Source organism: Mesorhizobium sp. 113-1-2 (genome assembly GCF_016756475.1).
Lineage (GTDB): Bacteria > Pseudomonadota > Alphaproteobacteria > Rhizobiales > Rhizobiaceae > Mesorhizobium > Mesorhizobium loti_C.
The window spans coordinates 5529484-5540900 of the sequence record NZ_AP023242.1; the positions used below are offsets into that span (position 1 = coordinate 5529484).

Here is an 11417-nt window from a genome sequence, read left to right on the forward strand (position 1 = left end):
TTCAGCCTTCGAGTTCGGCAAGTTCGGCGACCACATCAAGCAGGATGTTGGCGCCGGCAACAAGCTCGGCATCTTCGGTGTGTTCGCTCGGACTGTGGCTGATGCCTCCGGCGCTCGGCACGAAGATCATCGCCGCCGGCGCGATGCGCGCGATCATCTGCGCGTCATGGCCGGCGCCCGAGGTCATGCGCCGCGAGGCAAGCCCGTGCTTCCTCGCTGCAGCCTCGATCAGTTCGACGACGCGACCGTCGAAGATAACCGGCTCGAAGCGCGCCAGTCTTTCGACCGTCACGGTGATGCCCTCGGCGACGAGCTGTTCCAAAAAAGCGGCCAGCGCTGCCTCCTGCGCCTGCAGGCGCTGCTCGTCGGGATCGCGCAGATCGACGGTGAAGACGGCGCGCGACGGAATGACGTTGATGGCGTTCGGCTCCAAACGCATCGTGCCGACCGTGGCCACGGTTGGCGAGTTGGATGCCGCTGCCCGGTCATGCAGGAAGGTGACCACGCGTGCCGCGGCATATCCGGCATCGCGGCGCATCGACATCGGCGTAGTGCCGGCATGGTTGGCGATGCCATCGAGGGTGATGCGCTGCCAGGAAATCCCCTGCAGGGTTTCCACCGCGCCGATCGGGATGCCCTCCCGCTCCAGAACCGGCCCCTGTTCGATATGCAGTTCGATGTAGATGTGCGGCTTGAGAAAACCCGGCTCGCGCTCGCCGGCATAGCCGATGCGGGCGAGTTCCTGCCCGAGGGTGCTGCCGTCGATGCCGACAGCAGCAAGTGCTGCCTCGACATCGACGCCGCCGGCGTGGACCAACGATCCCATCATGTCGGGAGAAAAGCGCACGCCTTCCTCATTGGTGAAGGCGGCGACCGCGAGCGGGCGCGATGGCGACCGTCCGGAGGCCTTCAGCGTCTCGATCACTTCCAGCCCGGCGAGCACGCCGTAGCAGCCGTCATAGATGCCGGCGTCGATGACCGTGTCGATATGCGAGCCGATGAGCAGCGGTGCCTCGCCTGCATTGTCAGCGCTCTGCCAGATGCCGAAAATGTTGCCGATGCGGTCGATGGCGACATCGAGCCCGGCCTGGCTCAGCCAGCCGACGAAGAGGTCGCGGCCCTGTCTGTCGGTGTCGGAGGCGGCCAGCCGGGTCAGCCTGCCCTCACTGTTGCGGCCGACAGCACCGAGTTCACGGATGCGGCCAAGTAGGCGCTGTGCGTCGATCGCGATCATGCTGTTGCCCCGGCAGCGCGCTTGCCGGCCAGCACATCGGCCGGGCTCAAGCCGACCAGTTCGGCATAGCGATGCGGGTCGGTGGCGCCTTCGGTGTTGATCACCAGCACGCGGGATTTGCCGTCGAGGCCGAGATCGTTCCTGTTCTCTGCCATCGCCCGGATCAGTCCGGCAAGGCCGACGCCGCCGCTCTCGCCGGCGATGATCAGCGGATCGCCGCCGGCAGGCCGGGCCAGCCGACGCATCACCGCGATGGCGTCGTCCTCGTCCACGGTCATGAAGGCGTCGGCGGCGCGCGCCAGCACGCGCCAGGCGACCTGCGAAGCCTCGTAGCATTCAAGCATGGCCATGACCGTCGGCTGGTCGTGCGCTACCTTGACCACGCGCCCTTCCCGGGCAGCCCCGACAACGCAGGCCGCGCGTGACGGCTCGACGACGATGAAGGTTGGCCTGGCGTCGCCAAGCACAATGGCGAGATGGCCGGCCACCGCGGCGGCAATGCCACCGACGCCGGCCTGGACGAAGACATGGGTCGGCGGTTCGCTGAGCTGGCGCAGCGCTTCGCGCACGATCGCCGTATAGCCCTGCATGACGAGGCCGGGAATGCGCTCATAGCCCGGCCACGACGTATCCGACACCACGGTCCAGCCTTTCTCGGCGGCGACCTGCGCGGCTTGCCTGACCGAATCGTCATAATTGCCGTCGACGCGGACCATCTCCGAGCCATAGCGGGCGATCGCGGCGATGCGCTCGTCGCTGACGCCGGCGTGGACAAAGATCACCGCCCTGGCGCCGGCAAGTTCGGCGCCTTGCGCGACAGAGCGGCCGTGATTGCCGTCGGTGGCGCATGCAAAGGTCATCTTTGCCGCGACCGCGCGAACATCGGGGCTGTTGAGATCCTCGACATCGACAGGGCGGCCAAGCCGCTTGCCTGCCTCCTCCAGCACAAGTCGAAAGACAGCATAGGCGCCGCCCAGCGCCTTGAAGCTGCCCAGGCCGAGACGAAAGCCCTCATCCTTGACATGCAGTTGAGCGAGGCCGAGTTCGCTCGCCAGCGCCGGCAGCGCGTGCAGCGGCGTCATCGCGTGATTGTCGCGATGGGCGAGAAAGCGCTCGACCGTGTCCGCGCCCGCGATCCCGAGGGTTTCGGCATCGGCCGCATCAAGCGGCTCGCCGTGCAAGGCGTTGCGATTGGGCAGGAACACTGGCGGTCTCCTTGGTATCAAGCGAAACCATATTGCAGGACAGGCGCAAAGAGCGCTGTAATTGGGCCTGCGAAATGCAAGTTTGTTTCGTTTGGGATATCGCCATTGCCTCAATCGCCGCCCCCGCTCGACAGTTTCGATCTCGCCATCCTGGCCATCTTGCAGCGGGACAACACGACACCGCAGCGGCTGATCGGCGAAGCGGTGAACCTGTCGGCGCCGGCCGTGCAGCGCCGCATCAAGCGCATGGAACAGACCGGTGTCATCGCAAGCAATGTCGCTGTCATCGAACCCGCGGCGGTCGGCCAGCCCATCACCATCTTCGTCGAGGTCGAGCTGGAGAGCGAACGCACCGAACTGATCGACGCGGCCAAACGGCTATTCTCGCAAACGCCTGAAGTGCAGCAATGCTATTACGTCACTGGCGAAGCCGATTTCATCCTCATCATCACCGTGGCCGACATGGGCGCCTATGAGGCGCTGACGCGAAAACTGTTCTTCGACAGCAACAATGTCCGGAAGTTCCGCACCTTCGTCGCCATGGACCGTGTCAAAGTCGGGCTGACGGTGCCGTTGCCGGATTGAGCTCCTGCCGGCAGGCAGGCTCCGGTCCGTCCCGCCATGCTTTTGACATTCTCAGGACGCGAATTGAGCCGGGAGGCGCGCTTGGACGACACCACGACAGTTGCGATCATCGGTGCCGGGCCGGCAGGTCTGGCCGTTGCCGCATGCCTGCAACAGGCCGGCGTCGACTTCATCATCATCGAAAAGGAGCAGCAGGCCGCGCCCGCATGGCGGCGCCATTACGAGCGCGTCCACCTGCACACGACCAAGCGCTATTCGTCGCTGCCTTTCGTGCCCTTTCCCAAACACTATCCGCGCTATGTGCCGCGCGCTCTCTTCGTCGACTATCTCGACGCCTATGCGCAACGCTTCGACCTCAAGCCCCGCTTCGGGCAAACGGTGAAAGCGGTCACCCGAGCGGGTCACGGCTGGCGTGTGGATGCGACATCCGGCCCGTTGCGCGCCAAACATGTGGTGATCGCGTCAGGCTACAATGCCGAGCCCTTGCGGCCCGGATTTGCCGGCATCGACAGCTTCACCGGCAAGACGCTGCACAGCGCCGATTATCGCAATGCCACGCCTTTCGCCGGCCAGTCGGTGCTGGTCATCGGCATGGGCAACACCGGTGCGGAGATTGCGCTCGATCTGGTGGAGAACGGCGCACGGCCGACGATTTCCGTGCGCGGCGGCGTTCATATCGTACCGCGCGAACTGTTCGGCGTGCCCATCCAGATGGTCGGCATGGCGGCGCGCATGGGACCGCAACGCGTCAACGATTTTCTTTTCCCGATCATTCTCGACCTGGTGCTGGGTCGGCTGGACAAATATGGACTCAGACGGCCGGGACAGGGATTGCTGGAACAGATCGCGATTGCATCGCGCATTCCGGTGATCGACGTCGGCACCATCGGCAAGATCCGCGAAGGCGCCATCAAGGTCGCACCTGACATCGCCGAGATATCGCAGCGCGGCGCCCGTTTTACCGACGGCAAACACAGCGAATTCGACGCGATTATCTTCGCCACCGGCTACCGGCCTGGCTATGCCAGATTTCTTGAGCCCGGCATCCAACCGGACCGCAGCGGCGTTACCCCCAAAGCTTCGGATCTCGGCCTCTACCTCATCGGTCTCCACAATGCCGTCACCGGATTGCTGCGCGAAATCGGCATCGAGGCCCAGGCGATCGCCGATGACATTCGGCACCGGCTGAACAGGAAAAAGACGGCTGAGGCCCTGCCAGTATAATCGGCCGCCAGCGCCTTGCCCGGCTCAACTTGCCTTGCGCAGCCAGACCTTGTTGTCGTGGAAGGCAGCGCCGCCATAGGGTGCCGGTGCGTCGGCGCCGGTCAGCACGTTGATGCCCTCGCCGCGCTCATGCGCGCTGTTCGGCCAGATGCCTTCGGCGATCACCACGCCGCGCTTGATGCCGTCGAAGAATTTCGCGTGCAGCACGAGGTCGCCGCGCTGGTTGCCGACCTCGACACGATCGCCATCGGCAAGCCCAAGGCCCGCTGCATCATCGGGATGCAGGAGCAGCACCGGCCTGCCTTCCTTTTCTTTCGACACCGGCGTTTCGGCAAAGGTCGAGTTGAGAAAGTTGCGCGCCGGCGAGGTCGTCAGCCGGAACGGATGCGCCTCGTCGGCCACTTCGATCAGGTCGACATGGTCGGGAAACTCAGGCAGCCGTTCCACCGGTCCGAACAGGCCCATGCTCTTCGGCGGCCGGTTGGGAGCCGCCTGGCCGGTCCAGTCGGCGCGGAAGCGGAATTTTCCATCCGCATGGCCGAAGCCTTTAATGAAATGCGCGGTCTCGAAATCCGGCTGCAGATCGAGCCATTTCTGCTCTTTCAAGCTGTCGAAGCTGCCCAGCCCGCGCTTGCCGAGAATAATGTCGATATGCTGCTGTTCGGTGAGGCCAAAGCCCGGGCGGTCGGCGACCCCCAGGCGCTCAGCCAGCTGCTCGATGACGAAATGGTTGGTGCGCGGCCCTTCCGGCGGCTCGATCAGCTTCGGCCCGAGCGTTATGTGCTGGTTGCCGCCGCCCTTGTAGACGTCGTCGTGCTCGAGGAACATCGTTGCCGGCAGCACGACGTCGGCCAGCTTGGCGGTGTCGGTCATGAACTGCTCGTGCACGCACGTGAACAGGTCGTCGCGCAGAAAGCCCTGCTTCACCAGCCGCTGCTCGGGCGCGACATTCACCGGATTGGTGTTCTGGATCAGCATCGCCGTCACCGGCGGCCCGCCATAGAGCGCATCGCTGGCGCCGGTGAGCACCGGACCGATGCGCGAATGGTCGAGATAGCGGATCGAGGGATCGCGCATCCTGGAGCCTTCCAGCACCTCCTGGTTAAGCTTGAAGATGCCGGAATTCGAATGGAAGGCGCCACCGCCCTCGTACTGCCAACTGCCGGTGACCGCGGCGATGCAGGACGCGGCATGCATGTTGACGGCACCGTTGCGCTGGCGGGCAAAGCCGTAGCCGAGGCGGAAATAGGTTTTCTTGGTCGTGCCAACCAAGCGCGCGAAGGCTTCGATTTCAGCGACGCCAAGGCCGGTAATTGCAGAGGCCCATTCCGGCGTGCGCGTCTTCAGATGCGCCTCCAGCCCCTTCGGATCGTCCGTGTATTTCTCGAGATAGGCGCGGTCGGCCAGCCCTTCCCGGAACAGCACATGCATGACCGCGCAAGCCAGCGCGCTGTCGGTGCCGGGCTTCAGCACCAGACCCATGTCGGCCTGCTTCATCGTCGCGTTTTCATAGACGTCAATGACGACGATCTTCGCGCCACGCTCCTTGCGCGCCTTGATGGCATGGGTCATCACATTGACCTGCGTAACCACGGCATTGGTGCCCCAGATCACCACGCAGTCGGATTTCGCCATTTCGCGCGGGTCGGGCCCCCGCAATGCGCCTGCCCCCATCATCCAGCCGGTCCAAGCCAGATTGGTGCAGATCGACCCGAAGAAGCCTGAATACTTTTTCGCGTGACGCAGCCGGTCGATGCCGTCGCGCTGCACCAGCCCCATCGTGCCGGCATAGAAATAGGGCCAGACCGTCTCCGAGCCGTATTTCGCCTCGGCCGCGATGAATTTTTCGGCGACAAGGTCGAGTGCAGCCTCCCAACTCGCTTCCTTCCAGGCGCCCTCACCCTTGGCGCCGGCCCGCACCAGCGGCTTCAGCAGCCGGTCGGGGTGGTGGACGCGGTCGGCATAGCGCGCAACCTTGGCGCAGACGACACCGGCCGTATAGGTGTTGGACTTGGCGCCATGGACACGGCCGATGCGATTGCCATCAAGCAGTTCGACCTCGAGCGCGCAGGTCGACGGGCAATCATGCGGACAGGCCGAATGGCCGATGCGGAGCTTGGCGTGCTGGTTCATGGGGGCAAACTAGCTGGTTCCGAACGAGGCGTGTAGGGCCAGATTTGCTTGACACGCTGCCTTTGAGGATGCGGTTTCTCTCCCACCGCAGTCACTTTGCCCGGGCGGAATAGACATCTGCGGGCTAGTCGCAGCTTATGTTCTTGTAGAGCGCGTTGTGTGCGCCGCATTTTGGGCAGCGCATGTGCCGCTCAATGTGGTCTCTACCCGCTTTGGTGTCGAATACCGTCAGATCTGCTTCGCCGCATTCAGGGCATTTGACGACAGCCTTGGGATCCAGAGCCAGTACTTCTCCAGCTTCGATCCAAAATTCCCTGAGCATCGATGCCTCTCCGAACGCTATTTCTCGCGCATAACATCGCCTAATTTACCGACCGAATTGAACCGCTCGGCAATCTCAAAGAAGAGTAAGTTGAAGTGATGGTCGAACATTTCGTTGTCGCGATTGTAATATGCGTAGGTACTAAGCTCGACTCCGGCGTTAAAAAGAAGATCGACAAGACGATAATTCGCCCCGTGATCGGCACCGATCTCGGTGCGCTTAAGAGCTTTCAAGGCACGCTTGGCCGCGACAGGGTCAAACTGCCGTTGGTGCAAGCCGAAAAAGAACCCGTCCTCGCGCACGAACTCATCGATGAGATCATCTATAGCTGACATAGGCGCCTCGGCTGTCCGGACGTGAGATTAGCGGGATGACGAGACAGCGTGTAGGGCCAGTTGCACGCCGTCAGTGCGCTTGAACATCAATGGCCTCCAGCATCGATTACAACCCAACGGCAATCTCCTGGATAAAATCCAGGAATGCCCTGACCTTGGCCGGTGGCAGATGGCGGGATGGGTGGTAGGCGTAGAGGGGGTAAAGCTCTTCCGACCACTCCGGGAGGATCGGCACGAGGTCGCCCCGTGCCAGGAACGGCGCCAGGCCGATGGCGAGGCTTTGGAAAATGCCTTGGCCTGCGACGCAGGCCGTTACCGCAACGGAAGGATCATCCAGCACCAGACGGCTTGGGATCTTGACCTCGACGATCTCCCCGCCTCGGTGAAACTCCCATGGAAAAGGAAGGCCGGTCTGGGGATCGCGGAAGAGAAGCGCCTCGTGATGGACGAGGTCGTGCGGCGATCGCGGCTCGCCGTGCCGTTCGAGATAGGCCGGCGCCGCAACCGTCAGAATCGGGGCTTCCAGGAGCTTGCGCACGATAAGGGACGATGCGTCGGGCGGCCCGAAGCGTATCGCCACGTCCACGCCGCTCATCATCTCCTCGCGATAGTTGCTGGTCAATAAGTCCAGCACGAGCAGCGGATAACGGGCGAGGAACCGCTGCAGCCCGCCTGCGAGCACCGTGCGTGCGAACCATGGGTCCACCGATACGCGCAACCGTCCGCGCACCACCGCCGCCGCGCCCGCGGCCTCGGCCGCCGCCTCGTCCAGGCCTGCGAGCAGCGGCATCACCTGCGCATGAAAGCGCCGGCCTTCCTCGGTCAGGCTGACCTCGCGTGGATTGCGATCGAAGAGCCGCACGCCGACCCGGGCCTCCAGACGCGCGACGGCGCGGCTCACCCCTGATGGCGTCAGGCCGAGCATCTCCGCGGCACGGGCGAAATTCCCGGCTTCGGTGACCGCAGCCAGGACACCGACGCCGGTGAGAAGCCGCGTGTCGAAAACCATTCGATCTCCTTTCGCCCCCAGCCGCTACACCCGACACCAGAGAGCGGTGAGTTTTGGTCATCATAGCACTGATCTTAATGCGCGTGAATCACTCGATGGCGGGACGTACAAGCACAGCGTCCCGGCGGTACCGGCCGAAGGAGGCCGAGCAAGCCGGATTTCTTCGATCCGGAAAGGAGTCAGCCATGAACCACCTCACACGCAGAACGATGCTTCAGCGCGGCGGAATGCTGGGAGCCATCCTGGCTCTCGATACCGTCAGCCCCGCTCTGGCCAAGGCAACGCCAGCCGGTTCGTCGGTGCGGTTCAAGGCAATCGACGCCGCCTTGCGTGAAGGCGTTTCGAAGAACGACGTGGCCGGCGTCATCGCCGTCGCGGCGACGCCGAAAGGCATGATCTATGAGGGTGCCTTCGGCAAGGCGAACACTGCAACGGGGGCGCCGATGACGCTCGACACGGTGTTCTGGCTGCTGTCGATGACCAAGGCTTTCACGGCTACGGCCTGCATGCAGCTGATCGAGCAGGGTCGCCTCAATCTGGACGACGACGCGGCGAAATACCTGCCTGAGCTGGCCTCGCCGCAGATTCTCGACGGCTTTGCCGACGATGGAACGCCGCGACTGCGGCCGGCCAAGCGCGCGATCAAGGTGCGCCATCTGCTGACGCATACTTCCGGCTACACCTACTCGATCTGGAGCGAGGCCCTGACCCGCTACGAGAAGGTGACGGGCATGCCCGACATCGCGACCTGCAAGAACGCTGCCTTCACCGCCCCGCTCGAATTCGAACCCGGCGAACGGTGGGAATACGGCATCAGCATGGACTGGATCGGCAAGCTCGTCGAAGCTGTGTCCGACCAGCCGCTCGAAATCTACTTCCGCGAGAACATCTTCGCGCCGCTCGGCATGAAGGATACAGGCTTCCTGATCGGCACCAAGCAGAAGCAGCGCGTGGCCACCTTCCACAGCCGCCGCGCCGATGGCGGGCTGGAGCCGGCGCCCTTCGAGATGCCGCAACGGCCGGAGTTCTTCATGGGCGGCGGCGGTGCCTTCTCGACACCGCGGGACTATTTGGCCTTCCTGCAGGCACTGCTGAATGGCGGCGCGCTGCACGGCGCGCGAATCCTGCGTCCGGAGACGGTCGCCATGATGATGCAGAACCAGATCGGCGAGCTGAACGTCCAGGAGATGCGCTCGGCGCAGCCGTCCTATTCCCGCAGCTTCGACCAGTTCCCACAACAGCCGCATAAATGGGGCCTGTCCTTCGACATCAACACGCAGCCGGGACCGAATGGGCGCTCCGCGGGCAGCATCTCCTGGGCAGGTCTGCTCAACTGCTACTTCTGGCTCGACCCGGCGAAGCACGTCACCGGCGCGCTCTTCACCCAGGTCTTGCCCTTCTACGACGAGCGGGTCGTCGCGCTCTACGGCGCGTTCGAGCGCGGTCTCTATGCCGGCTTCGCCTGAGCCCCTGGCGATCGATATCAACCTTTTGGAGAACCACCATGTATGCAATCACCGGAGTAACCGGCAAGGTCGGCGGCGCGCTTGCGCGCAGCCTTCTCGCCGAGGGATTGCCTGTCCGCGCCGTCCTGCGCGACGCGGCCAAGGCGGCGGAGTGGAGACGTCGCGGCTGTGACGTCGCCCTGGCCGAGATGGACGATGCGGCAAGCCTGGCCTCGGCCTTCAGGGATGCCGCGGGCGTCTTCATCCTGCCTCCCTCCGAGTTCGATCCGGAGCCCGGCTTTCCCGAGGCTATGCGCGTCATCTCGGCCGTGACCGCTGCCTTGGCCGAGGCGCGTCCCGGCAAGGTGGTCTGCCTGTCGACCATCGGCGCGGACGCGCCGCACGAGAACCTGCTGACCCAGCGCACACTGATGGAACAGGCGCTGGACGGGATCGGGCTTCCGGTCACCTTCCTGAGGCCCGGCTGGTTCTTGGAGAATTCGCTCTGGGATATTCCCTCGGCGCGCGACGAAGGCGTGCTGCGCAGCTTCCTGCAGCCGGCCGACAGGCCGTTGCCGATGGTCGCGACGCAAGATGTCGGCCGCCTGGCCGCCGTGCTGCTCCAGGAGAATTGGATCGGGACGCGGGTCGTCGAACTGGAGGGCCCTGTCCGCGTCTCGCCCAACGATCTCGCCCGCGCCTTCGCTACGGTGCTGGAGCGCCCGGTCAAGGTCGAGACGGTGCCGCGCGAGAGCTGGGAGCAGATCTTCCGTTCCCAGGGTACGCAAAATCCGTTGCCGCGGATCCGGATGCTTGACGGCTTCAACGAGGGCTGGATCGAGTTCGGCGACCAAGGCCGGTCGGCGATCAAAGGGACAACGACGCTCGATAGCGTTGTCGCCAACCTCGTCGCGGCGAGCCGGGCAGCCACCTGACACGATCACGATTTGCCGCATGGACTTGCGAACCAGCCACCCGCGCGAAGCGGTGGCGGTCGCCCGTGCCCTGCCGCCGCCACAGCTTCGAAAGGAAAACATCATGGAATCGATCATCACGCACGGCATTGCGATTCCGCGCCTCGGTTTCGGCACGTTCCGCATGCCGGGCGACGACGCCCAGCCGGTCATCGAGAGCGCCATTGCGCTCGGCTACCGGCATATCGACACCGCGGCGATGTACGAGAACGAAGCCGCCGTCGGCGCCGCCATAGCAGCGTCCGGCGTGAACCGGAACGAGCTCTTCGTTACGACGAAGGTATGGCACGACCAGCTTGCGCCGGCTGCGTTGCGCCGAGCCTTTGACGCCAGCCTGAGCAAGCTTCGGCTCGACCATGTCGATCTTTACATGATCCACTGGCCGTCCAAAGACCTGGACATCAAGGCGACGCTGGAGGCGTTGATGTCGCTGCAGGAGCAAGGCCTCACGCGTGCGATCGGCGTGTGCAACTTCAACATGCCTATGATGCGCCGCACCGTGGAGGAGATTGGCGCGCCGATCGCGAGCGTCCAGCTCGAATACCACCCATTCCTGTCCCAGGACCGGATGCTGTCCTACCTGCGGGGCAAAGGCATCCCCTTGACGGCCTACGCGCCGCTCGCCCAGGGCCGGGCCGCCAGTGACGCAACGCTCGCCGGCCTCGGGCGCAAGCATGGCTGCAGCGCCGCGCAGATGGCCATCGCCTGGCTTCTGGACCAGGAGGGCGTCATCGTGATCCCGAAAGCCGCCCGCCCCGAAAGCCAGAAGTCCAATCTCGATGCGCTCGGCATCCAGCTCGACGATGAGGATCGCGCGACGATCGCTGCTCTCCCGAAGGACCAGCGCTTCGTTCGGCCACCCTTTGCGCCTGATTGGGATGCCGCTGCATGAAATTGCGGCATGGGCTGGCGCTGTGATCGGTCCCAATCGCGGTTTTGCGACAAAGTCGG

At 64.2% G+C, this 11417-nt stretch carries 11 protein-coding genes; 5 read left to right on the forward strand and 6 right to left on the reverse strand.

Features of this window, described 5'->3' with window-relative positions; all coding sequences use genetic code 11:
- Position 1: 1 nt before the first annotated feature.
- Entirely contained in the window at positions 2-1234 is a 1233-nt protein-coding gene (locus tag JN279_RS27045; protein ID WP_202350696.1) for a Zn-dependent hydrolase, read from the reverse strand.
- Positions 1231-2439 carry a diaminopropionate ammonia-lyase gene (locus JN279_RS27050; RefSeq protein ID WP_202350697.1) on the reverse strand — a complete coding sequence of 403 codons (1209 nt, stop codon included), beginning with the start codon at positions 2437-2439 and terminating at the stop codon, positions 1231-1233. Before JN279_RS27050 ends, JN279_RS27045 begins: the two co-directional genes overlap by 4 nt.
- Positions 2440-2544: 105 nt before the next feature.
- On the opposite strand from JN279_RS27050, the gene JN279_RS27055 reads away from it, so the two are divergent.
- Together JN279_RS27055 and JN279_RS27060 are read left to right on the forward strand one after the other, a co-directional pair.
- Positions 2545-3024, forward strand: a complete 480-nt coding sequence (locus JN279_RS27055; RefSeq protein ID WP_202350698.1) for an Lrp/AsnC family transcriptional regulator — start codon at positions 2545-2547, stop codon at positions 3022-3024.
- A gap of 81 nt (positions 3025-3105) precedes the next feature.
- On the forward strand, positions 3106-4248 hold the full coding sequence (locus tag JN279_RS27060; protein ID WP_446720366.1) for a flavin-containing monooxygenase: 1143 nt from the start codon (positions 3106-3108) through the stop codon (positions 4246-4248).
- Positions 4249-4272: 24 nt separating this feature from the next.
- On the opposite strand, the gene JN279_RS27065 is transcribed toward JN279_RS27060, so the two are convergent.
- From JN279_RS27065 to JN279_RS27080, 4 genes are all read right to left on the reverse strand, one after another.
- Positions 4273-6381: a molybdopterin-containing oxidoreductase family protein gene (locus JN279_RS27065; protein WP_202350700.1), complete on the reverse strand. Its 2109-nt coding sequence runs from the start codon at positions 6379-6381 to the stop codon at positions 4273-4275.
- Positions 6382-6505: 124 nt separating this feature from the next.
- The gene (locus tag JN279_RS27070) at positions 6506-6703 is read right to left on the reverse strand and encodes a hypothetical protein (RefSeq protein ID WP_096456560.1); all 198 of its coding nucleotides are present in this window, start codon (positions 6701-6703) and stop codon (positions 6506-6508) included.
- 17 nt (positions 6704-6720) lie between these two features.
- The gene (locus JN279_RS27075) at positions 6721-7038 is read right to left on the reverse strand and encodes a hypothetical protein (protein WP_096456558.1); all 318 of its coding nucleotides are present in this window, start codon (positions 7036-7038) and stop codon (positions 6721-6723) included.
- A 106-nt stretch (positions 7039-7144) separates the two neighbouring features.
- Positions 7145-8047 carry a LysR family transcriptional regulator gene (locus JN279_RS27080; RefSeq protein ID WP_202350701.1) on the reverse strand — a complete coding sequence of 301 codons (903 nt, stop codon included), beginning with the start codon at positions 8045-8047 and terminating at the stop codon, positions 7145-7147.
- Positions 8048-8232: 185 nt separating this feature from the next.
- On the opposite strand from JN279_RS27080, the gene JN279_RS27085 reads away from it, so the two are divergent.
- The 3 genes from JN279_RS27085 (at position 8233) to JN279_RS27095 (ending at position 11358) form a co-directional block, all read left to right on the forward strand.
- The gene (locus tag JN279_RS27085; RefSeq protein WP_202350702.1) at positions 8233-9513 is read left to right on the forward strand and encodes a serine hydrolase domain-containing protein; all 1281 of its coding nucleotides are present in this window, start codon (positions 8233-8235) and stop codon (positions 9511-9513) included.
- 38 nt (positions 9514-9551) lie between these two features.
- Entirely contained in the window at positions 9552-10427 is an 876-nt protein-coding gene (locus tag JN279_RS27090) for an NmrA family NAD(P)-binding protein (RefSeq protein WP_202350703.1), read from the forward strand.
- Between the two features lie 103 nt (positions 10428-10530).
- Complete coding sequence (locus tag JN279_RS27095) at positions 10531-11358, forward strand: aldo/keto reductase (protein WP_202350704.1); 828 nt, start codon at positions 10531-10533, stop codon at positions 11356-11358.
- Positions 11359-11417 lie beyond the last annotated feature (59 nt).